Source organism: Kamptonema formosum PCC 6407 (assembly GCF_000332155.1).
In the GTDB taxonomy this organism is placed as follows: Bacteria; Cyanobacteriota; Cyanobacteriia; order Cyanobacteriales; family Microcoleaceae; genus Kamptonema; species Kamptonema formosum.
This window is the reverse complement of sequence record NZ_KB235903.1, coordinates 303,589-325,522: the sequence shown is the minus strand read 5'-3', so window position 1 is coordinate 325,522 and position 21,934 is coordinate 303,589. Positions and strand designations below refer to the sequence as shown.

Below are 21,934 nucleotides of genomic sequence, written 5' to 3'. Positions count from 1 at the left end.
GAGTGAAGCCATACACATGATTTATAGGATGTCAAGATCAATTTTAGATCATTTTCGGTTCGATCTAAATGCGATCGAGCGAAACCCTTGCTAACTCACGATTATGGAAGTGTGAGAAGCACAGTTGGCCAACGAACTTCTCCTTTGTTCAAAAAACCACAGAGGAGAAATAAAATGAAAACTTGCGAAATTACTGGCTACATCAAGCGGATTGAGCAGCTATTAAATAGTTTGTCAGGTATCCCAGAAGGACATTGGTGCGTCCTTTCCGAATCAAGTCACCTGCTCGTTTACGTGCAATCGGTGCTAAAAATGCCAGTAGGTGAAACCGACTTGCTAGACGGGAGTGTGGGGCGGCATTGGTCAATATATCGCAAAAATAAGGCTTGGGCCCATAAAGAGGGAAAGTGTACCTACAAGTTCCCAGATGGGCGCTACTGCCACCCTAACACTTATCACTTTGACGAGCTGGGGAAATATCGGGAATGGGAACAGAATATCTATCGCCCGACTATCATGCCGGATTATTTAAAACGGAAGTACGGCAAGATTAGAGATTAGAATACCACATGATGGGTGGGCAAGGTTGTTTTGGTTAAATGCGATCGCTCTCTCCCCATCCCATCTATTCAAAGCGATCGCAACACCTCTTCAAACTCTCGCACCGCCACACTAGAACCACTTTGCCAGCCGCGATCGCAATATTGAGGAATTAACCTTTTCAGATCGTAACCGGGAAACCATCGACTCTCCTCAGACTCGCGATATTGCCGTGACTCGAATTGATAGATCGATAATTGACTTTGACGGTAAACCCAGAGTTCCAAAGGTGCGATCGCTTGATAATCTTCTGGTTTAGTCGTGCAAGTCAGGTCAATCTCAATTACCAAATCAGGGGGGGGATCTGTTTCTAAATCAATGCGCTCTTTCCCTAAAATGCGATCGCGATTGTCAATGTAAAAACAGTAATCTGGTTCAATTCCCTGTTTATTAACCCGCTTCAGCGTAATTGGGGTAAATGCGTCCCAATCTTTGCCTTCATATCGCATTAAAGCTTTGACCAAATCTGCTAATAAATCGGCTTGATTACTATGTTTGGGCAATGGAGATATAATTCTAATTTCTTGGGTTTTACTGTTGTAGCGAATTCTCAATCCAGCCTTATCCTCTCGACGGGCTAGCAATGCCTCGTAATCTTCCCAAGTTCTAAAGCGCAGAATGAGTTCGTCCCCTGCTGCGAGGGAAATTGTATCTTCAGTAATTGTGGGTAATACCATATTTTAATTCCCTGCAAAAATGGGATATTCCTAATTATAGCAAAGTTATAGCTAACATTTTAAGAATTGATTGATGGTTGCTATAATATCCTTAACAAATAACTCAATCAGAACAAATTTTGTCAATTCCTGTTCACCGCAATCAAGATTTAAAAGTTGTAACCTTGAGAGCTTTAATGAAAATAGCCCAGTTATCTGAGGAAGATTTACTCTGAATATCATTAACTTGGTAAAAGATGCCGAAAGATTAAGCGCGATCGCCCCTCTCTGAGCCCAAATATCAAAGCGCGTAGGCGTAACCACCCCCAAGCATCGTCCTTTCCCAAAGATCAAAGCCCATAGGCATAGCTAGCCCCAAGCATCGCCAAATATCGCTAATTTAACACCAGAATTGCTTCCCCACACTACGCCCAAGTAAAGCTATTCCCAAGAGCCTAGCCTCTGAGTCCTGTCGCAAAATATTGTAATATGGTAAAAAAAGTACCGTAACCGCACCTCTCTGCCTCTCCTGCCATGCTTAAACATCTGCTCGGCGATCCCAATGCACGCAAACTTAAGAAATTTCAGCCTTGGGTTGCTGATATCGGTGTCTTAGAGGAAGACATCAAACCACTCTCTGACGATGAACTCAGGGCTAAAACAGGCGAGTTCAAACAGCGTCTAGAGAAAGTTAAATCGCTCAATGAGGAAAAAGAGTTATTAGATGAAATCCTGCCAGAAGCCTTTGCAGTAGTGCGGGAAGCGGGAAAGCGGGTTTTGGGTATGCGCCACTTTGATGTCCAACTCCTCGGCGGTATCATCCTCCACAAGGGCCAAATTGCTGAGATGAAAACTGGTGAGGGCAAAACTCTAGTATCTACTCTCCCAGCTTATCTGAACGCGCTCAGCGGTAAAGGAGTACACATCATTACCGTTAACGATTATCTAGCGCGACGGGATGCGGAATGGATGGGGCAGATCCACCGCTTTTTAGGTTTAACTGTGGGACTGATTCAGCAGGGAATGGAACCGGGGGAACGTCAGAAAAATTACGCCTGCGATGTTACTTATGCCACTAACAGCGAAGTAGGCTTTGACTACTTGCGCGATAATATGGCGACGGCGATGGAAGATGTGGTGCAGCGCCCTTTCAACTTCTGCGTTATTGATGAAGTTGACTCGGTGTTGATTGATGAGGCCCGCACGCCGTTGATTATTTCGGGTCAGGTGGAACGCCCCAGCGAGAAGTATCTGCGGGCGGCGGATGTGGCGGCGGCCCTGAAAAAGGAAGAAGAAGAGCATTATGAGGTTGACGAAAAAGCCCGCAATGTGCTGATGACTGATGAAGGCTTTGCCAAAGCTGAAGAAATTTTAGGGGTTAAGGATTTGTACGACCCCGCCGATCCTTGGGCTCACTACATTTTTAACGCGCTGAAGGCGAAAGAATTATTTATTAAGGATGTTAATTACATCGTCCGCGAAGGGGAAGTGGTAATTGTTGATGAGTTTACGGGACGGGTGATGCCGGGTCGTCGCTGGAGTGATGGTTTACACCAGGCGATCGAGGCGAAGGAACGGGTGGAGATTCAGCCGGAAACTCAGACGCTTGCTACTATTACTTATCAAAATTTCTTCTTACTTTACCCGAAATTGTCGGGGATGACGGGGACGGCGAAGACGGAAGAGGCGGAGTTTGAGAAGATTTACAACCTGGAAGTGACGGTATGTCCGACTAACCGCCCGACTGGCCGGCATGACCTCTCGGATGTAGTTTACAAGACGGAGGCGGGTAAATGGAGTGCGATCGCGGCTGAATGCGCCGAAATGCACGAAGTGGGTCGCCCCGTATTGGTTGGTACTACCAGTGTAGAAAAATCGGAATTACTGTCGCGGCTATTGCAAGAACGCAAAATTCCCCATAATTTGCTCAACGCTAAGCCGGAAAATGTGGAACGGGAATCTGAAATTATTGCCCAAGCAGGTCGTAAAAATGCTGTCACGATCGCCACGAACATGGCCGGACGCGGTACGGATATTATTCTGGGTGGGAATGCTGAATACATGGCCCGGCTGAAGTTACGGGAATATTTTATGCCCCGGATTGTGCTTCCAGAGGACGACAGCAACTTTTCCCCAGTACAGGTTCCCGGAGTCGGTGGTCGTAGCAAAGCTCAAGGTTTTGCCCCCACTCAGAAGGTGAAGAGTTGGAAGGCTTCGCCGCAGTTGTTCCCGACGGAGTTATCTAAGGAAACTCTGCAAAACTTGAAGGCGGCCGTAGAGTTCGCAGTTAAGGAATACGGAGAACGCAGTCTCCCAGAATTATTGGCTGAGGATAAGGTAGCTGTAGCCGCAGAAAAAGCGCCGACGCAAGAACCCGTAATCCAGAAACTTCGCGACGTTTACAATCAAATCCTCCACGAGTACGAGAGGTTTACCGATACCGAACACGATGAAGTTGTCAAACTTGGCGGTTTGCACGTAATCGCGACGGAACGCCACGAGTCCCGGCGGATTGATAACCAGTTGCGAGGGCGTGCAGGTAGACAAGGCGACCCTGGTTCGACTAGATTCTTCCTCAGTTTAGAAGATAACTTGCTGCGAATTTTTGGGGGCGATCGCGTAGCCAATTTAATGCAGGCTTTCGGCGTAGAGGAAGATATGCCCATCGAATCGGGAATGCTAACTCGTTCCCTCGAAGGTGCTCAGAAAAAGGTAGAAACTTACTACTACGATATCCGCAAGCAGGTGTTTGAATACGACGAGGTGATGAACAATCAACGCCGCGCGATTTATGCCGAACGCCGCCGGGTATTGGAAGGTTTAGAGATTAAAGAACAGGTGATTAAGTATGCAGAACAAACGATGGATGACATCGTGGGAGCATATATTAATCCTGATTTACCTTCAGAAGAATGGGAATTGGAAAAGTTGGTAATAAAAGTGAAAGAGTTTGTTTATCTACTAGAAGATATGCTTCCCGTTCAATTGGAAGATTTATCAGTGGATGAAATCAAAACTTTCTTGCACGAACAAGTGAGAAATGCTTATGACATTAAAGAAGCTCAAGTTAATCAAATCCGACCTGGTTTAATGCGGGATGCGGAACGCTTCTTTATTTTGCAGCAAATCGATACTTTGTGGCGCGAACATTTGCAACAAATGGATGGTTTGCGAGAGTCTGTCGGGTTGCGTGGTTACGGACAGAAAGACCCGCTGATTGAGTATAAGACTGAAGGTTACGAGCTGTTCTTGGATATGATGACAGATATCCGCCGCAATGTGGTTTATTCCCTGTTCCAGTTTCAGCCGCAACCGCAGGTGCAAATGTCCTCTGAGATGGTTTGAGGCATTAAAAATTAAAGATTAAAAAGTGAAAATGAAGGATTAAATGCCTTCATTTTTGTTTTTTATATAGCCGATCTTAAATTACGTAACGCCGCCCTCTCGGCGGTAAGGATACCGCCAGGATGGCGGCGTTACAAATACTATAAATCTACTAAATGCCCCCATAGGGCATTGCGTTTTTCTAGAGAAAAGGTTTAGCTTATTAAGCCTGCACTATCATATTCACAGCCAATGCTTAAAATTTCATCAGTGCTATTAGTACTGAGCATGATGACGGTTGCCTGTAGGGGAACTGAGAATCAAACAGTAGTTCCAACTCCTGTAGCTACCAGCACTTCTACTTCCCCCAACAACTCTCAGACAGCAGCTAAACCTTTAGTCGTAACCACAGTAGCTCCTATCACTAATATTGTCAGCAATATTGCAGGCGATCGCGTGGAAGTCAAGGGTATTGTTCCAGAGGGCGCTGATTCTCACACTTTCGAGCCACGCCCTTCAGATAGCGAACTACTTTCTAAAGCAAATTTAATTATCTCTAACGGTCTGCGTTTGGAAGTTCCTACAGAAAAATTGGCCAACGCTTCTAAGCCTAAAGACACCAAAATTTATGAATTAGGTAACAACACTATTACTCAAAATGAATGGCTCTTTGACTTCAGCTTTCCCAAGGAAAAAGGAGATCCAAACCCTCATTTGTGGGTAAATCCTAAGTACGCTGAAGCCTACGCCAAACTAGCAGCCGAACAGTTAACCCAACTAGATCCCGCAGGTAAAGATTACTATGCTACTAATTTAAAAAATTACCTGCAAAGGCTGGATGAATTAGATAAAGCAACCCGCGCCATAGTTGCCAGTATTCCTGAAAAGAATCGCAAGCTAATTACCTATCACGATTCTTGGGCTTATTGGGCGAGAGAGTACGGTTTTGAAGTAATTGGTGCAATCCAGCCTTCAGATTTTAAAGAACCTTCGGCTCAAGAGGTGACACAGCTAGTCGATCAGGTTCGTAAAACAGGGGTTCCTGCTATTTTTGGCTCGGAAGTTTACCCCAGTAAAGTAGAAGAGCAAATTGCCCGTGAAGCAAATGTAAAAACAGCCAATACTGCTGATGATGAATTACCTGGTGAGGGTTCCGCTAATGCAATGGAAAACTCGAATCCTCAACATACTTATATTGGGATGATGGTTAGGAATTTGGAGATACTTGCTGCTAATTTGGGCGGTAATCCCGACTTAGTTAAAAATGTCAATACTGCTAATGTGGTGGGGCCGACAGCATCGAAGTAATTGTTAGTGGTTAATTAAATGTAGGGTGGGCGCTCGCCGCCTCAAGCGATGTTTTTCATAGCCTAAGATGATGGTCGGCGAGCGCCCACCTTACTTATTAGCAATTAGCCATTAGCAATTAGCAATTAGCAATTAGCCATTAGCAATTAGCCATTAGCAATTAGCCATTAGCCATTAGCCATTAGCCATTAGCAAAAATTAAGCCCAATAATGTAATGGAACCAATATTAGAAGTCAAAAACTTGACTTGCGGCTATCAAAAACTGCCAGTATTTACAGGGCTAAATTTGGCTCTTTATCCGCGTCAGTTATCAGGATTAGTGGGGCCATCGGGAAGCGGTAAAAGCACGCTGATTAAGGCAATTTTAGGGTTAATTCGCCCTTGGGGTGGAGAGATTTGGTTTCGGGGCAAACGATTAAAATCAGAAGTTGCACCGCCAAAAGTAGGCTATGTACCGCAGGTGGAAACAGTAGATTGGACTTTTCCGGTGACAGCGGAAGAAGTGGTGATGATGGGGCGTTACAGACAGCAGAAGATTTGGCCGTTGCCATCGAAACGCGATCGCGCAGTGGCTCGCTCATTTTTGGCCCGCGTCGGGATTGAATACGTTGCCGATCGACCTATTGGCGAATTGTCGGGGGGACAACAGCAGCGAGTTTTTCTGGCTAGGGCATTAGTTGGAAAACCAGAAATAGTCTTTTTAGATGAGCCTACTAGCAGTTCTGATTTGCAAGTTCAGCACGAACTATTGCATCTTTTAGCAGATTTAAATCAGCAAGGCTTGACAATTTTTCTCTCTACCCATGACCTTAATTCCGTAGCCACACATTTACCTTGGGTGGTATGTTTCAATCACGGCTTAATCTGTCAAGGTCAACCTATTGATGTTTTTACTCCGGCTAATCTAGAGCAGACTTTTGGTGCTCAAATGATAGTTTATCACCAAGGCGACCGGATTTTAATTGCTAGCGATAGCACTTCTATTCGTCATCAAATGCAGCAAAACTTACCTAAATTTTTGTCGTAATTATCTTGGCGCTTGCTATACCAATTACCAATTACCAATTACCAATCTTATTTCTTCCCTTTTTCTGAAATTAATTGTTTTAGAATTGAATTGCCCACATAATTTGCAAATATTTCTTCTCCTTTCTTATTGTAGTGACAGCAACTATCTATATAAACACTCTCTTTTGTCTTGTCAAAAATATTTACCGCATCAAAGATTCGCACATTATTTTTTTGCAAATTCCTGAATTTCGTAAACAGTATCGGATATCCAGCTTTCACAGATTTTGCATAAGGAGTATCTTTATTAAAGGCTACCTTTTTTTCAGCTTCGCTGAATACCCTTGGAGTAGGGAAGTATTGATTTGGCTGGAAAAAATGAAAATATAAAACATTACTACTAGATAAAACTTTATTCATAAAAATTGAGCTTTTTGCCCAAGTATTTGCCATTTTTTCAAAAGCAACAGGATCTTTTAATACAGCATCTTCACTATTCACATAAATGATACTTCCTGATGATTGCTTAGCTTGCTTCTTCCGCTCTCTTTCAAATCTAATTAAGTTACGGCGGTATTCATTGACAAAGCTTTGAATATAGAAAGAATTAATAGAATTACACAAAGCTAACTTACAATTTTTTAATGTTTCTACCGCATCTTTAATCCGATCTTTATTTTCCTGAATTTTCAATATTGCTGTCAGAGCTTTTGTAGAAAGAGAATTATTTGCTAAGTTCGTCAGCGGTTGCAAGTGTTGAACGCTTGGCATAGAAATATCAATTTTTTCTCGATTATTTAAGCTGGCAAGGGCTACTTCATTAAAGCCATCTATATTGATGACCAGATCTAGTTCTTGACCTAGCATTAAAAAGTAGTTGAGAATTAATAATTGTTGAGGTTGTTTGTACCCACCTGTAGCAAAAGACAAAACGATGACTTCTTTATCTTTTAGTTCAGGAAGCCGTTTTAGGTATTTAGCAACTATCTTGTTTTGGACTTCATAAATAGAAAAATTAGAAGCTACTGAACCGCCAAATATCCCCACAATAAATTGATTTTTATTTTTCTTTTTAAAAGGATAGTCATAGGGTGAAATGAAACCATAGTTATTAATTTTAAACCCAGGTCTAAAATCACCACCTGGTTTTTGAACAAACCCAAAAAAGGGATGAATTCTTTCTACTATCGACTCTCCCAATCGTACTCCTTCTAAATCTATTCCTAAATCTGGAGTATCTTTTGGTTTTTCTCTAGTGTAGAAAAACTGGTGATTTTTGACAAAATATAAGCCTAGCGATCCTGCTTCAAGGAAAGTAAATAAAAGCACCAAGTTAATCAAGGCGAGTTTAACTATCTCTGGGCTTCTTTTAATTAAGTTGAAATCCTTCATCACCGCGTACTATCCCTAACTCTCTAACTGTACATTTAGTGAATTATCATATCATAAACTTTCTCAATTTATATATCTATTTTTCCTCCCTTAATCTTTGGACAATAGAGCTAGAAATATAGGTGGCTAATATTTCATCTCCGATTTGATTATAATGACAGCAGGCATCTTTGTAAACAGTTTCTTTGGTATTGTCTAAAATATTGACTGCACTAAATATATTAAGCTTCACCTTTTGGAACAGCTCAACTTTAGATAACAATAATGGATAGCCTTTTTTTATCGCCTCAGAATATGGGCTATCCGGGCTCAAATAAAGTTGCTTTTCTTCTTCAGTAAACACTCGCTTTGTTGGATAATACTGATTTGGTTGTATGAAGTGAAAATATTTAATTTTTCTCTTCGCTAACAGTTGCTTCATCATTAGAGAAGATTCAGACCAAACTGCCGCCATTTTTTCAAAAGCACTAACATCATCTAAAACTGACTTGTTTTTAGGAATATAAACTATATTATTCTTGTTATCTGTAGTATTTGATTGTTTTACATTTTGGTCATAAGTAATAATTTGTTGTTGATAATTATTGACTAATTGTTTAACGTGCAAGGATGTTAAAGTATAACACAAAGCTAAGTTACAATTATCTAACTTATTGATAGTGGCTCTTAACTGCTTTTTCGTTTCGCTAATTTTAACTATTGAACTCATTACTTCCGGCGACAAGCTATTATTAGCCAAACCAGTCAAGGGCTGTATGTGCTGTACGCTAGGCATCCCCATGTCTACTTGAGCTTTATTGTTTAAGTTTGAGAGGGCTACTTCATTAAAGCCGTCAATGTTGACGACAAGATCGAACTTTTGACCCAAAGCTAGAAAATAACTTAAAATTAACAACTGTTGCGGTTGTTTGTAACCACCGTTGGCAAAGTTTAAAACAACTATTTTTTTATTAGAAAACTCTGGAAATTTATTTAGTTTTTCCGAAAATCTTTTGCTTACATATTCATCAAGAACAAAATTATTAGCAACTGAACCGCCAAAAACTCCAATAACAAATTGATTTTTATCAGTTTTAATAAAAGGATAATCATAAATGGAAAAAAAGCCTTGGCTATTGACTTTTAGTCCTAAATCTTCCTTTGAGAATGCTCCTTGTTTCAGCACGTAGCCAAAGAAAGGATGAAGCCGTTCTACAATAGATTCATCTAGCCTAACTCCTGTTCTTTCCAAGTCTGTTACTATTTTATCTTGAGTTTTCCCCCTTGTATAAAACAAGGTCTTATTGTTGATAAAATAAAAGGCTAAGGATAGAGCCTCTAAAGCAACAAAGGTAATAGCTAAGTTAATAGCAATTAATACTAAGAGATTTTTACTTTTTTCAATTGTATTAGAATCTTTCATTTAATCTTATCACCTACTATTTCAGATATTAGGGTTGAATTTATTTCAATTGTTGGCACAGCTTTTCAGAAATCATTCTAGCAGCAAGCCGATGCCCTTCAGGATTCCAATGACCTCCGCAGGGCAAGGCGTTATCAAATCCATGCAGGCAAATCTTATTTTGTTCAGCATAAGCCTGGAAAGGCTGAGCTAAATTCAATACAGGAAAACCCCCGCGATCGCCTAATGCCTGCATCCTTTTATCTGCATAAAACAAATCTTGAATATTGTTTTGCTCCATATTTTGTTTAGTTTTCGCTCGATCGGGTTGAACTTGCATTGGATCGCCGATATTAACCAATAGGAAATCAGCACCTTTATTGACTACTTCATTCCGCATTAATACAATCAAATCCTCAGTTAAGCGCCATGCCTCCTGCCAAGTTTGATCTTGAGGTTCCTTTAAATTATTAGCACTTAAAGCTGTAAAGTTGTCAGATATTTGTCGCTTCTTAATATCTAGCTCTACTTTTTTAGTCACTTGTAAAATTCGAGAATTGTTGACTAACCAAGTAGGAAATCTATCAACAATTGAAACAGCATAGCGATTCCGATCGATAGGAGGGAGATTGCGAAAGGACATATCCTCTACTAATTTGCCATTGCGATCGTAAATAAAAAATGGTCGATAATGGTCATATTCAAGTTCACGAGAATTATTGATGAGGTCATTGCCGATAAACAAAGCCAGGATAACAACATCAGGATTATAATCCCATACCTTTTTCCGCAAAGTAATCAATTCTTGAGCAGTGCCATATCCTTGCACTCCAAAATTAATTACCTCAACTTGCTTGCCTTTTATGGCCTCACATTTTCCCAGTCTATTTTCCATTTTTGCCCAAAAAGTCCTTTCCATTGGCACATGAATTGCCTCTGTGAAAGAATCTCCTAGCACTGCAATTCGGAAGGTATTTTTAGGCTTAGCTTTATTGTGTTCGCGATCGCGCAAACCATCGCTATTAACCCGTACATAACTTTCACCCTCACCTCGCCAATCGCCAGCAGCACCAGGTTTCAGTCCCCACCCGCGATCTGGATCGGAAGTGTGAAAAATTGTCGGTGCGGAATCTACAACATCTCCTATTTTTTGATAACCCTCACTGCCAGCAATTCGCAATCCTACTTCACCAATTAACACCCCTATTGCTAAACTGCCGAGTGTCAATCCTAAATTGACACTCCAATTTTTCAGTTTGCTCATTATCTCAAAACAGCGTGTAGATAAAGGGGGCAATCACAGAACCCTGACTCAATACAATTAAAGCTCCCAAAAGAACTAAGGTAATAATCAAGGGCAATAGCCAATACTTCTGGCGTTCTTTCATAAACGCCCACAAATCTTTCAAAAAGTCTAATGTTGCTTCAAACATTAGAAAGGTCGCTCCATACTAACTTTTGTTCTGACTTTACTAGGCACGCGGTATGTCACCGTATCTCTTTCCAATTTACGCTGCATAGCATCTTTACCAAATAACTGCTTAATAATCCCCATTGGCAGCATGATTAGGTAAAATACTATCCCTAAAATCAGCCGGGTTTGGATGGCGTGCATAACCAGCCCAAATCTCATCCATAGGAGATAGACAGGATTTAGTGCTGCTGGCGCAACCAATGCCAAAGCTATCATTACACCGCAGATAATCCAGGGCCACCAAGGAATAAGGCTGATAGAACGATGGTGTAGTAGAGGGATTAATAGACCAAAAATAAAACCAATTAATCCACCTATTAACAGTCCAAAGTCGCGCAGTCCTTTGTTGTCAAGTTTTGGTATTTTGTCGTGATTACTCATCAGCCATTTATCATTAAACTTTGTTGTTTGTTAGTTGTTAGTTGTTAGTGGTTGGTTGTTCATTGTTGGTTGTTAAGTAGTAGTGGCTGCTTTAGATGCTGTTTCCTATAACTTAGCAGCTAAAGCCACTACTAGGAGGATACAGAGTTTAGTTGTGCTTTCATTTTTTACAACGAACAACTAACAACTAACAACTAACAAACAACAATCAACAATCAACAATTAACTAATCTAATTCAAATTCACTCTTCCAAGAATCATCTTGTTTCCAAGGAATTTGTTCCGACTTAGCTAACAAGAAATTCTCCACTACCAGATAATCCATTTCCGTCCGCATAAAACAGCGGTAAGCATCTTCTGGAGTACAGACAATCGGTTCGCCTCGGACATTAAAAGAAGTATTAACCAGTACCGCACAACCAGTTCTCTTCTCAAAATTAGAGATTAAATCATAGTAGCGGGGATTGGTTTCTTTGTGAACTGTCTGGATGCGAGCCGAGTAATCGACGTGGGTGACAGCAGGCAATTCTGAGCGAGGGACATTCAGCTTGTCAATGCCAAAAAGTTGCTCTTGCTGAGCTGTCATCGGAATTCTCAGACTTGCTTTCACAGGAGCTACTAATAACATATAAGGGCTGGAGTGGTCAATCTCAAAATACTCCGAAACCCGTTCGGCCAATACTGACGGTGCAAAAGGTCGAAATGATTCCCGGTATTTGATTTTCAGGTTCATCACCGACTGCATTTTAGTATTGCGGGGGTCGCCAATAATCGATCGCCCGCCTAAAGCGCGAGGCCCAAATTCCATCCGGCCTTGGAACCAACCGATTACATTGCCCCCATCTAAAATTTCCGCTAAGCGAGGCATCAGTTCTGCGTCATCAAGGCGCTGATAATTGGCTTGGATACCGTCGAAATACTCCAGAATCTCAGCATCACTGTAGCGCGGCCCTAGATAGGAACCCCGCATTTGGTCATTGCAGGCTAGCTTAGCAGTAGATTTGGTAGCGATCGCGGGTACGCCGCGCTGCGCGATCGCAGCAGCCGTTACAACAGACAAACCCTCACCGGTATCTTCAGTTTCTGGCGATGACTCCCCTACATCCCCTACTAACCAATTTTTAACATTCCGCTGCTGGTCGCCATATTCGTACCAAACCGCCAAAGCCGCACCCAAAGCGCCGCCTGCATCTCCCGCAGCGGGTTGAATCCAAATATCTTTAAAAGGCCCTTCGCGCAAAATTCGACCGTTAGCAACACAGTTAAGCGCTACTCCTCCCGCCAGACAGAGATAATCAGCATTGAATTCTTTTTGGACTGTTCTGCTGAGGCGCAACACTACTTCTTCAGTCACAACTTGAATGGAAGCAGCGATGTCCATTTCCCTCTGGGTGAGTTTACCCTCAGCTTGACGCGGTGACCCGCCAAACAGTTCGTCAAACTTCTTATTCGTCATCGTCAAGCCGGTGGTGTAGTTGAAATAATCCATATTCAACCGGAAAGTACCATCGTCCTTGAGGTCAAGCAGGTGAGTGAGGATTTTGTCTACATATTTGGGTTCGCCGTAGGGGGCTAAACCCATGAGTTTGTACTCACCAGAGTTGACTTTAAAGCCTGTGTAGTAGGTAAATGCTGAATAGAGCAAGCCTAGTGAGTGAGGAAAGTCAATTTCCCACTGAGGAGTAAGTTGGTTGCCATCTCCCCACCAAACGGAAGTTGTCGCCCATTCGCCCACACCATCAAGACAGAGAACGACGGCTTGTTGAAAGGGACTAGGGTAAAAGGCTGAGGCGGCGTGGGCTTGGTGATGTTCGGTAAATAGCAGGGGAGGTACTAAGGGGGTCTTGCAACCACCCATTTTTGCAAACTCTCTTTTTAATACAGTTTTGAGGTAGAGCTTTTCTTTGAGCCAGACTGGCATTGCTGCTAAAAAGGAGCGAAAACCATGAGGGGCATAAGATAGATAAGTTTCGAGCAATCGCTCGAATTTGACTAGGGGTTTGTCATAAAAGACAATGCGATCTATTTCCCGTAGCTCTAGTTTGGCTGCTTTGAGGCAATAGGCGATCGCATTCTCTGGAAATCTCGCGTCATGCTTCTTGCGGGAAAATCTCTCTTCCTGCGCGGCGGCGATAATTTCGCCATTGGAAACTAAGGCTGCGGCGCTGTCGTGGTAATACGCCGAAATGCCAAGTATGTTCATTGTCTCCTCACAAATAGCAATGGTTCGGGCTGGTGAATGTTAAGAATTGAATATCGACAGATTATAGCTCTAGGAATACTGATTTGGACTTAGCAAGGGTGCGATCGCCTCTCTTGTTCAGCTAACTCAGCTACCGAATATCCGCCGTCGCATCACTCCCAAGTACACCAACACGGGGAATTGATACATTTCTGCCATCAGCCACAAAACAATGCCTAAATGGGACAGGAAGGTTAACCAAGTCCAAGCAAAAGGCAACCATGATAGTTTACTACCCGGAGTTGGGGGAAAATAGTAGGCGGAAAAGCCTATAAGTGTAGTAGGAAGGACGATTAGAGCGACTGCTGCTATTAAATACCCCCATCCCAATTCCACCCCCTCTAAATGAGCTCCGATCCAATTTTTGCCATTCCAGTGCCAAGTCATCGGGGGTTCTCTGTCCGCCATTTTGAGTACCTGCTTTTCCACGTTGGCTATGAAAATGCGATCGCAACTGTTACAAGCCAAGGCTTCCATTAGGGTCAAGGTAGAAATCTCACCACAGCGGCAGATGGGACAGGGTGCAGTTTCACCTGTGAAAGGGTGGGCTATTTTTTTTGATCTCGGCTTTGAAATCGTCATTTAGTAAATTGTGTTCATCCGATCGTTATGGCGAATCGACAACTGAGGAATTTTAATCTGCTTGACAGCTTCATCTAAATGTAAGGTGCGGACTTTATGCTCAAACACATTTACTTGATAGACTAGGCGATGAGTAATATCTAATCCTGTTAACCAGCCGCTTCTGGGATGGTACGCTCCAGTGTCAATGTCTAACCAACCGTTTCCTTGTGCTAATTCTCCGGGACTAACACCCTCAAAGGTAAAAGTAATAGTATGGCCTGTGATAATTAATTTATCAGGAAAATAAGGCTTGGAAATCCGATGAAATTCTCCGCGAATCCAACAGAGTTGATAGGTAGATTGCTGTTTGAGAGAGAGTTTAGGATCGACTCCAGCATGAGCTAGCCAAATATCGCCTAAGTCGAGGTAGGGGGGAAGCGATCGCATCCAATCTAAGTGTTTATACGGAATCATCCCTATATCTATATAACTATCTATTGTCGCCTGTCCCCCACTGTAGAGCCAAGCTGGTAAAGATCGCGGATCGCTTCCATTCGCCTCGATCATCAGTTGTTCGTGGTTTCCCAACAGGCATTGGTAGGAACTTTGCTTCACAAAATCTACCACTTGAGCGCTTTTGGGCCCCCTGTCTATTAAATCGCCTAAGAAATAAACTCGATCGTCACTATTGGGGGCGATCGCTTCTAAAAGGGTCATTAACCCATCGTAGTGTCCGTGTACGTCCCCAATGACGATGCGCCGTTGGTTCATTTTTCTTACCCGATTCGCGGATTTGAAACACGATGTTCTGGTTGACAATAGTTCAGTTACTTTGGCTGAAACCCTTATTTTTAATTAGTTTTTGCAGCAGGCAACTCGGATTTTTTGGTGCAGTTACTCCCATAATCTCCGAACTATTGCGTTCAAGATTTGCCCAGGGTTCGTGTTCTGGTGGTTAAATTATACCACTATCAAATCGAATTATGTTTCATAAATCACCTTAGTTTGTAAGTGCTCGGAACAGACTTTGAAGTTCTGCCAGCATTCCTTTTTTCTTGACAGGGGCCGACTGTGGAGCAGAAGGATCGCCATTTTGGACAGTTGGGGCTATAATCCGTTCGAGCTCGTCTCCTACAGGTTTTTGGGCGGTTTCGGATATCAGTTTGTATTCACCCTCTGTTTCCTCCAGCCATACTTGCCAAGATTGAGGGTAGCAACGGAAAAGGGCCGCCGTTGGTAGGGGTCTGATGTAGTAGCAAGATTGGAGGGTATTGAGGAAGCGATCGCGCAATTGGCGACCTGCATAACCAATGCCAATGGTAGCTGCGTCTTCCAGACGGGGGTTGAGGAGAATTACGGGCCGGGAATCGGCGGCGTTACAGAGTTGTTCGACTTGGGCGACTTCGATGGAGGAAGCATTTACCAGTAGGAAAATTTGGTCTTCTGGCTCGATTTTCTCTGCTACGGGGGATCTACTGCTACCAAGGTCTGTAATTTTAAATGGTACTGTTCCCCAGTCTCGGCGAGCAAGGGCGGCTGAACCTGTGTCAGGAAAGAAGACTTTAAGGCCGTTTGCTAGTTCTTCAAAGTCGGTGATGAATTGCTGGGTTATTGACTGTGCTTGCAGTGCGATTTCTGGGAAAACTAATTCAATTTGTAACCGGGTTTGAGCGTCGTTGAGGGCAGCTTTCACTGCTTCGCGAGATTGGGCGATCGCTTCTTCAAGTGTTTTCGGGAGTTCAATCATAAGAGGGGCTAGGGAAGAGGGGCTAGGGGCTAGGGGCTAGGGAAGAGGGAAGAGGGGCTAGGGGCTAGGGGCTAGGGGCTAGGGGCTAGGGAAGAGGGAAGAGGGGCTAGGGGCTAGGGGCTAGGGAAGAGGGAAGAGGGAAAATTACCAGTTAACAGTTAACCGTTAACCGTTAACCGTTAACAGTTAACAGTTAACCGTTTTGGCATTAATCTTTCCATAATTTGGGCGATCGCGATCGCAGTCCAGTCTATATCAGCTTCGGTGGTATCTCTGCCCAGAGTCAAGCGAATTCCTCGAATAGCCTCAGTTTCGCTGTATCCCATCGCCAACAAGGTTGGAATGGGCGTAATTTTTCCACTACTACAAGCAGAACCGGAACTGATACCAATTCCCGCCAGATTTAGTTGCCGCACTAAGGTTTTGCCTGTAATATTTTCATCTTTACTGGCAACCACAAAACTAAGATGGTGTGGCAATCTACAATAGCGATCGCCTGTTGGTACTAAATTCGGTACCTCAGCTAATTTATCAAATAGGCGATCGCGCAATCCAATTAATCTCGGCGTTTCCTCTGCCATTTCCTGTAATGCCAATTCCGCCGCCACGCCAAAACCAACTATATTTGGCACTGCTTGCGTCCCCGATCGCAGCTTCATTTCTTGACCACCGCCCCCAAATACTGGGGCTAATTCTACTCCTTCTCGGATATAAAGCATCCCAGAACCTTGAGGGCCATAGATTTTATGGCTAGATATCGATAGCAAGTCAACTGGCAATTTTTGCACGTCGATCGGGATTCTGCCAGCAACCTGAACGGCATCTGTATGAAATAAGACCCCATGAGAACGGGCAATTTTGCCCAAAGCTTCAATTGGTTGTAGCGTGCCTACTTCACTCTGACCGAAAATCACGGAAACTAGGACTGTATTGGGTTGTAGCGATGCGTGTAAGTCGAGGGGATGAACTCTCCCCAAGCGATCGACTGGCAATCGGGTTACTTCCCAGCCTAGTTGTTCGAGAAACCTTACTGGTTCTGCTACGGCGGGATGTTCAACGCTGGAAATGATGATGTGTTGCGGCTGCTTGTAATGGCGGGCGATGCCTAAAATTGCCAAGTTGTCGGCTTCTGTGCCACCAGAGGTAAAAATCACTGATTCCGGCGGGGCATTGATCAGGCTAGCTACTTGCATTCTAGATAATTCTAGAGTTGTGGCTGCTCTTTGACCCCAATCGTGCAAGCTGGAAGGGTTGCCCCAATATTGAGTAAAGGCAGCTTGCATGGCGGCGATCGCTTCTGGGCGTATGGGTGTAGTGGCGCTGTAGTCTAAATAAATTTGCATGGTAATTGGTAATTGGTAATTGGTAATTGGTAATTGGTAATTGGTAATTGGTAATTGCTGTCCCATCCTCCCCCTCTCCCCCATCTCCCCCATCCTCCCCATCTCCCCCATCTCCCCCATCCTCCCCATCCTCCCCATCCTCCCCATCTCCCCCATCCTCCCCATCTCCCCCTCTCCCCTAACTTCCTGGTTTGCAGACATTGTAGGCTTCGTGGGATATAACTTTTTGAGGAATCAAGAAAGTGCCACAATCTTCGCAGAGCATTCTGTAGTTTCGTGTTACAGGGATACTGATAATGAAACGGTTGTGACGGAGGCGCTTGCCGCCAAATTCTCTGTAATTCTTGTGGGTGACAGTAGTAATGATGGCTCGTGCCTTTACTACTACATAATCAGGGAGTCCTCGTAAATCAATGACATCCTGGGCAAATGATGCCTCCCATTCCAGTTTTTTGTTTCGTTTTTCTGCGATCGCCAGAACTTGATGATCCTGTGCCTGACGCTCTTGCGTGCAGCGATGGCACGTTTTACCATATCCTTTGTGACCGCACGGAAAAATCCGTTTTCTTTTAGCCATATAGCACTGGTGTCGGGTTTGACCAACGCCCCTGAATGCTGCTACCGCACCAGTGATGCTTCCCGGCTTCGAGGCAGTCCTACAAGACGCAAAATCTATCCCCTTTCATAAATAGCATTGTAACTTTACACGATCGAATAGCTTTGAATTGCTAAAACCCTTAAGACCTAAAAAAATTAAAGTTCTGTGTCTAGATTTTCTTATACTCAACTACTTTACTGCTGTGCTTTGTTTGTGGCAATCAGCCTCGCAGCTTGTCACCAAAGGGGAAAACAGATTCAGCTATTAACTCCGCGTTTGGCTCCTTTGCCTCAAGATCCTTTGCTTCAGGTGTATTTCAACCAGTCGGAAAGTTCGCTCTATAAGGAATTTTACCGCGAACAGACTAGATATGGAGATGACTTTGAGAAGCTAATTGCTGATGCGATCGCGGGTGCCCAGTTGACGGTGGATGTGGCGGTGCAGGAGTTGCGATTGCCTGCGATCGCGCGAGCAATGGCTCAGCAACAGGCGGCGGGGGTGAGGGTGAGGGCGATCGTGGAAAATACATACAGTCGCCCTTGGAGTGGTTTAACGAAGGATGAGGTGCGCCAATTGCCACAGAGAGAGCGCGATCGCTATAGTGAATTTATCCAATTGGCGGATGCTGATAAGGATGGGAATTTAAATCAGGCGGAAATTAAGCAAGGTGATGCCTTGGTCATTTTACGCGATGCTGGCATCCCCATAATTGACGATACGGCGGATGGTTCTAAAGGTAGTGGTTTGATGCACCACAAGTTTGTTGTTGTCGATGGCAAAAGTTTGATCGTGACTTCGGCTAATTTTACACCGTCAGATATTCATGGAGACTTCGGGGTAGCGACAAGTCGAGGCAATCTTAATAATTTGTTGAAAATTGAGAGCGGGGAATTAGCCCAGCTTTTTACTCAAGAATTTAACATGATGTGGGGAGATGGGCCGGGGGGTAAGCCAGATAGTAAGTTTGGGATTAAAAAGCCGTTGCGATCGGTACAGCAGATTAATCTGGGAAATGTCACTGTTGCCGTGCAATTTTCGCCAACTGCGAAAACTGTTCCTTGGGAAAAAAGTAGTAATGGTTTAATCGATCGGACTTTGGCAAATGCTAGAAAGTCGGTTAATTTGGCGCTGTTTGTATTTTCTGCCCAGCGTTTGGTGAATACTCTGGAATATAAATCTCAAGCAGGAGTAGCGATTCGGGGATTAATTGACCCTAGTTTTGCCTATCGCTCTTATAGTGAGGGGTTGGATATGATGGGGGTGGCGCTACTTGATAATTGTCAGTTTGAAGCTGAAAATCGACCTTGGCAAAAGCCGATCGCAACTATGGGAGTTCCGCAATTGCAGGAGGGCGATCGCTTGCATCATAAGTTCGGGGTGGTGGATGGAAAAATTGTCATTACTGGTTCTCATAACTGGACTGAGGCCGCTAATTATGGGAATGATGAAGCCCTTTTGGTGATTGAAAGTGAGACGGTGGCGGCCCATTTTGAACGGGAGTTTGAGCGTCTGTATCAGAATGTAGTGTTGGGTTTGCCACGCGCGATCGCGCAGAAAATTGAGGCGCAAAAGCAACTGTGTGCAGCGCTACCTAAGTCTGATGGAAAAATGGTTAATGCTGCTGAGAAGAAGTTAGTGAATTTGAATGTTGCTAATCAGGCGGAGTTGGAAACTTTGCCAGGAGTGGGGCCGAAATTAGCTCAAAAGATTATTGCCGCGAGAAAGCAACAACCTTTTTCGTCTTTGGAAGATTTAGATCGGGTTCCTGGGGTTGGAAAAAAGATGTTAGAACGGTGGCGCGATCGCGTTACTTGGTAAAGTAGAATTTAATAGCTAATTTTAGGTTTGTCAGGGTTTTTTATTGTAGAGTGTCTTGACTTTTAAGTTAATATTTGTTACAATAATAAATTGTAGAAATAGGACAAAATATATGTCTCAATCTGTGGCAGAAATTGCAGAAGTTGTTGAAGAAAACAAAGAAAAATCTGTAGAAGAAATTGTGCAAGAAAAGGCAGTCGATCCTTCATCAACTTTGACTTTTGAAGAGTACCGTTGTTACCAAGGTGAATCCGGTGTAAAATATGAACTGTACAAAGGAAAATTGATAACAATGGCAACAGCGACAGCTTTACACACAGCAATCTGCGAATTTTTTGTTTACAAGTTGCAGCGCTATCTAGCTGAGCATAATCTTGAATTAGTAGTAAAAACTTCTGTAGGAGTAAGAACAGAGAATGACACATCCCGCATTCCTGATGTCGTTGTTTGCACTCAAAGTTTGTGGCAACAAATTCTTGAGCGACCAGGTTCTGGCATACTAGATTTGAGTGAAACACCGCTATTAGTAGTAGAGGTGGTAAGTAAAGATCGGCGGGCTGATTATGTAATTAAACGAGCAGAGTATGAATTAGCCAATGTGCCGGAATATGTGATTTGCGATCCTGCTAAAAATAAACAGCGAGTCAGGGTTTTGTCATTCCCTGAAGGTGAAGAGAGTTATACGCAGGTGGATTATTTGTCTGGTCAAGAAATGTCATCTTTAGTATTCCCCGATCTAATTTTATCTGTTGATGAAATGTTAAATCCGCCATTGGTTGAGGAGTTGATTAAGGAAGAACAAACTCGGTTACAGAAAACTGAACGTTTGGCGGCAAAGTTGCGAGAAATGGGAGTCGATCCTGATTCTGTATAAATGAAAATTCGTGGTCATATCACGTCTGGCTAATTGACCATAATTCCTGTCGGTACGGGTTAGCTAATGTCTCTACGTAAGTGCAAGAAATCTAGAAAACCCGCCTCAGATTTACGAAATTGGATGAAAGTAGAAAGCTGCGGCTAAAACAATGTAAGTTGCCAACAGTAGGACTCCTTCTAACCAATTAGAACGACCATCAAGACTGATCAAATTAGCAATTGTAACAGCGATCGCAACGGCAATTACTTCAAAAGGATTGAAGTTTAAATCCATTGGTTGATTAATTACTAACCCAACTAAAACTAAAATCGGCGCTACTAACAGGGCAACTAACAAACTAGAACCCATTGCCACTGAAACTGATAAATCCATGTTATTTTTCATTGCTACTCCCACCGCAGTTACATATTCTGCCGCACCGCCAACTAGGGGTAAAAGAATTACGCCTGTAAAAAGTGGTGTCAAACCTAGACCTTTTGTAGTTTCTTCCACAACGCCGACAAAGATTTCTGATTCAAAGGCTACGGCAATTGTTGATATTACTAAAACCCCAACCCACAGCCACAAATTGGGTTTATGTTCTGCGGATTCTGTAGCGCCATCGTGATGATTTTCTGATTCTAATTCTACTAATCCGACTTCGTAAAGATAGCTGTGAGTTTTCAAGGAAAATAGCAGCGTTAAACCATAAACTGTAATTAACACAATTGCTGCTATTAGCGATAGATTGCGAATAGCTGATGGCTCTACTCCATTTGAAGTATAGATTACCATTGTCGGTAACAGAATGGCAATCACGGCTAGAGTCATAGTGGAACCATTCACGCGGGCGATAATTGGCTTAAATTCTTGTTCTTTGTAGCGGATTCCTCCTAATAGCATTGAAAGTCCCATAACCAGGAGTAAGTTACTGATAATAGTTCCGGTAATGCTGGCTTTAACAATGTCAACTAAGCCTGCTTTTAAGGCAACTAAGGCGATAATTAATTCGGTAGCATTGCCAAAGACTGCATTTAATAAACCGCCAATAGAAGGGCCTGTGGTGATGGCAACTTCTTCGGTTGCAGTGCTTAACCAAATGGCAAGGGGGACGATGGCTAAGGCAGATGTGATGAAAACTGTGAGGGTACCCCAATGTAAAAGGTCAGCGGCTATGGAAATGGGAATAAAGACTAACAGAACTATAGAAAGTATTTTTTTGATTGACATAACAAGGCTGA

Annotated in this window: 20 protein-coding genes; 7 read left to right on the top strand and 13 right to left on the bottom strand. The window is 43.2% G+C overall.

The genetic code is table 11. The annotated features are described in order from the left end of the window. The first annotated feature begins 174 nt into the window (after positions 1-174). Positions 175-561 carry a hypothetical protein gene (locus tag OSCIL6407_RS0106585; RefSeq protein ID WP_007355078.1) on the top strand — a complete coding sequence of 129 codons (387 nt, stop codon included), beginning with the start codon at positions 175-177 and terminating at the stop codon, positions 559-561. Positions 562-629: 68 nt separating this feature from the next. Here the strand turns inward: OSCIL6407_RS0106585 and OSCIL6407_RS0106580 are convergent, their stop codons facing one another. Next, positions 630-1,277 carry a Uma2 family endonuclease gene (locus OSCIL6407_RS0106580; RefSeq protein WP_007355077.1) on the bottom strand — a complete coding sequence of 216 codons (648 nt, stop codon included), beginning with the start codon at positions 1,275-1,277 and terminating at the stop codon, positions 630-632. 513 nt (positions 1,278-1,790) lie between these two features. Between OSCIL6407_RS0106580 and secA the strand changes: the two genes are divergently transcribed. The 3 genes from secA to OSCIL6407_RS0106560 all read left to right on the top strand — a co-directional run bounded on the left by secA (position 1,791) and on the right by OSCIL6407_RS0106560 (position 6,916). Then, positions 1,791-4,601, top strand: coding sequence for a preprotein translocase subunit SecA (gene secA / locus OSCIL6407_RS0106570; protein WP_007355076.1), 2,811 nt, complete (start codon positions 1,791-1,793; stop codon positions 4,599-4,601). Between the two features lie 231 nt (positions 4,602-4,832). After that, positions 4,833-5,888 carry a metal ABC transporter substrate-binding protein gene (locus OSCIL6407_RS0106565; RefSeq protein ID WP_007355075.1) on the top strand — a complete coding sequence of 352 codons (1,056 nt, stop codon included), beginning with the start codon at positions 4,833-4,835 and terminating at the stop codon, positions 5,886-5,888. Positions 5,889-6,103: 215 nt separating this feature from the next. After that, a complete protein-coding gene (locus OSCIL6407_RS0106560) occupies positions 6,104-6,916 on the top strand; it encodes a metal ABC transporter ATP-binding protein (protein WP_007355074.1) in 813 nt (270 codons plus the stop codon). A 47-nt stretch (positions 6,917-6,963) separates the two neighbouring features. Here OSCIL6407_RS0106560 and OSCIL6407_RS0106555 read toward each other — a convergent pair whose 3' ends face one another. The 10 genes from OSCIL6407_RS0106555 to OSCIL6407_RS0106510 form a co-directional block, all read right to left on the bottom strand. Continuing rightward, positions 6,964-8,289, bottom strand: coding sequence for a hypothetical protein (locus OSCIL6407_RS0106555; RefSeq protein ID WP_007355073.1), 1,326 nt, complete (start codon positions 8,287-8,289; stop codon positions 6,964-6,966). Positions 8,290-8,365: 76 nt separating this feature from the next. Continuing rightward, the gene (locus tag OSCIL6407_RS0106550; RefSeq protein ID WP_007355072.1) at positions 8,366-9,691 is read right to left on the bottom strand and encodes a hypothetical protein; all 1,326 of its coding nucleotides are present in this window, start codon (positions 9,689-9,691) and stop codon (positions 8,366-8,368) included. Positions 9,692-9,731: 40 nt separating this feature from the next. Beyond that, the gene (locus tag OSCIL6407_RS0106545; protein WP_007355071.1) at positions 9,732-10,934 is read right to left on the bottom strand and encodes an SGNH/GDSL hydrolase family protein; all 1,203 of its coding nucleotides are present in this window, start codon (positions 10,932-10,934) and stop codon (positions 9,732-9,734) included. Between the two features lie 4 nt (positions 10,935-10,938). After that, positions 10,939-11,103, bottom strand: a complete 165-nt coding sequence (locus OSCIL6407_RS36160; RefSeq protein ID WP_007355070.1) for a DUF5989 family protein — start codon at positions 11,101-11,103, stop codon at positions 10,939-10,941. Continuing rightward, complete coding sequence (locus OSCIL6407_RS0106535) at positions 11,103-11,525, bottom strand: SxtJ family membrane protein (protein ID WP_007355069.1); 423 nt, start codon at positions 11,523-11,525, stop codon at positions 11,103-11,105. The genes OSCIL6407_RS36160 and OSCIL6407_RS0106535 overlap by 1 nt, the downstream gene beginning before the upstream one ends. A gap of 226 nt (positions 11,526-11,751) precedes the next feature. Then, entirely contained in the window at positions 11,752-13,728 is a 1,977-nt protein-coding gene (locus tag OSCIL6407_RS0106530) for a carbamoyltransferase family protein (RefSeq protein WP_007355068.1), read from the bottom strand. A gap of 126 nt (positions 13,729-13,854) precedes the next feature. After that, the gene (locus OSCIL6407_RS0106525; RefSeq protein WP_039962150.1) at positions 13,855-14,349 is read right to left on the bottom strand and encodes a hypothetical protein; all 495 of its coding nucleotides are present in this window, start codon (positions 14,347-14,349) and stop codon (positions 13,855-13,857) included. Then, a complete protein-coding gene (locus OSCIL6407_RS0106520) occupies positions 14,350-15,102 on the bottom strand; it encodes a metallophosphoesterase (RefSeq protein WP_007355066.1) in 753 nt (250 codons plus the stop codon). Positions 15,103-15,331: 229 nt separating this feature from the next. Beyond that, on the bottom strand, positions 15,332-16,078 hold the full coding sequence (locus OSCIL6407_RS0106515) for a DUF1995 family protein (protein WP_007355065.1): 747 nt from the start codon (positions 16,076-16,078) through the stop codon (positions 15,332-15,334). Between the two features lie 179 nt (positions 16,079-16,257). Next, complete coding sequence (locus OSCIL6407_RS0106510) at positions 16,258-17,421, bottom strand: cysteine desulfurase family protein (RefSeq protein ID WP_026103667.1); 1,164 nt, start codon at positions 17,419-17,421, stop codon at positions 16,258-16,260. Between the two features lie 47 nt (positions 17,422-17,468). On the opposite strand from OSCIL6407_RS0106510, the gene OSCIL6407_RS37730 reads away from it, so the two are divergent. Continuing rightward, positions 17,469-17,603 (top strand): hypothetical protein, encoded by a 135-nt coding sequence (locus tag OSCIL6407_RS37730; protein WP_267879536.1) that lies wholly within the window; start codon positions 17,469-17,471, stop codon positions 17,601-17,603. Here the strand turns inward: OSCIL6407_RS37730 and OSCIL6407_RS0106505 are convergent. Further along, positions 17,600-17,998 carry a DUF7682 family zinc-binding protein gene (locus OSCIL6407_RS0106505; protein WP_007352912.1) on the bottom strand — a complete coding sequence of 133 codons (399 nt, stop codon included), beginning with the start codon at positions 17,996-17,998 and terminating at the stop codon, positions 17,600-17,602. The genes OSCIL6407_RS37730 and OSCIL6407_RS0106505 overlap by 4 nt on opposite strands. 186 nt (positions 17,999-18,184) lie before the next feature. Here OSCIL6407_RS0106505 and OSCIL6407_RS0106500 point away from each other — a divergent pair, with 186 nt between their 5' ends. Both OSCIL6407_RS0106500 and OSCIL6407_RS0106495 read left to right on the top strand, forming a co-directional pair. Continuing rightward, complete coding sequence (locus tag OSCIL6407_RS0106500; RefSeq protein ID WP_234709932.1) at positions 18,185-19,837, top strand: DUF655 domain-containing protein; 1,653 nt, start codon at positions 18,185-18,187, stop codon at positions 19,835-19,837. A gap of 112 nt (positions 19,838-19,949) precedes the next feature. Continuing rightward, positions 19,950-20,711: a Uma2 family endonuclease gene (locus OSCIL6407_RS0106495; RefSeq protein WP_007352914.1), complete on the top strand. Its 762-nt coding sequence runs from the start codon at positions 19,950-19,952 to the stop codon at positions 20,709-20,711. Positions 20,712-20,822: 111 nt separating this feature from the next. Here the strand turns inward: OSCIL6407_RS0106495 and cax are convergent, their stop codons facing one another. Beyond that, positions 20,823-21,923 carry a calcium/proton exchanger gene (gene cax / locus OSCIL6407_RS0106490; RefSeq protein WP_007352915.1) on the bottom strand — a complete coding sequence of 367 codons (1,101 nt, stop codon included), beginning with the start codon at positions 21,921-21,923 and terminating at the stop codon, positions 20,823-20,825. Positions 21,924-21,934 lie beyond the last annotated feature (11 nt).

Coding starts and splice junctions, on each gene's coding strand:
- OSCIL6407_RS0106495 (WP_007352914.1), top strand. CDS start 19,950: ATGTCTCAATCTGTGGCAGAAATTGCAGAAGTTGTTGAAGAAAACAAA.
- OSCIL6407_RS0106560 (WP_007355074.1), top strand. CDS start 6,104: ATGGAACCAATATTAGAAGTCAAAAACTTGACTTGCGGCTATCAAAAA.
- OSCIL6407_RS0106505 (WP_007352912.1), bottom strand. CDS start 17,998: ATGGCTAAAAGAAAACGGATTTTTCCGTGCGGTCACAAAGGATATGGT.
- OSCIL6407_RS0106565 (WP_007355075.1), top strand. CDS start 4,833: ATGCTTAAAATTTCATCAGTGCTATTAGTACTGAGCATGATGACGGTT.
- OSCIL6407_RS0106555 (WP_007355073.1), bottom strand. CDS start 8,289: ATGAAGGATTTCAACTTAATTAAAAGAAGCCCAGAGATAGTTAAACTC.
- OSCIL6407_RS0106520 (WP_007355066.1), bottom strand. CDS start 15,102: ATGAACCAACGGCGCATCGTCATTGGGGACGTACACGGACACTACGAT.
- OSCIL6407_RS0106525 (WP_039962150.1), bottom strand. CDS start 14,349: ATGACGATTTCAAAGCCGAGATCAAAAAAAATAGCCCACCCTTTCACA.
- secA (WP_007355076.1), top strand. CDS start 1,791: ATGCTTAAACATCTGCTCGGCGATCCCAATGCACGCAAACTTAAGAAA.
- OSCIL6407_RS0106550 (WP_007355072.1), bottom strand. CDS start 9,691: ATGAAAGATTCTAATACAATTGAAAAAAGTAAAAATCTCTTAGTATTA.
- OSCIL6407_RS0106545 (WP_007355071.1), bottom strand. CDS start 10,934: ATGAGCAAACTGAAAAATTGGAGTGTCAATTTAGGATTGACACTCGGC.
- OSCIL6407_RS0106580 (WP_007355077.1), bottom strand. CDS start 1,277: ATGGTATTACCCACAATTACTGAAGATACAATTTCCCTCGCAGCAGGG.
- OSCIL6407_RS0106510 (WP_026103667.1), bottom strand. CDS start 17,421: ATGCAAATTTATTTAGACTACAGCGCCACTACACCCATACGCCCAGAA.
- OSCIL6407_RS0106515 (WP_007355065.1), bottom strand. CDS start 16,078: ATGATTGAACTCCCGAAAACACTTGAAGAAGCGATCGCCCAATCTCGC.
- cax (WP_007352915.1), bottom strand. CDS start 21,923: ATGTCAATCAAAAAAATACTTTCTATAGTTCTGTTAGTCTTTATTCCC.
- OSCIL6407_RS36160 (WP_007355070.1), bottom strand. CDS start 11,103: ATGTTTGAAGCAACATTAGACTTTTTGAAAGATTTGTGGGCGTTTATG.
- OSCIL6407_RS0106530 (WP_007355068.1), bottom strand. CDS start 13,728: ATGAACATACTTGGCATTTCGGCGTATTACCACGACAGCGCCGCAGCC.
- OSCIL6407_RS0106535 (WP_007355069.1), bottom strand. CDS start 11,525: ATGAGTAATCACGACAAAATACCAAAACTTGACAACAAAGGACTGCGC.
- OSCIL6407_RS0106585 (WP_007355078.1), top strand. CDS start 175: ATGAAAACTTGCGAAATTACTGGCTACATCAAGCGGATTGAGCAGCTA.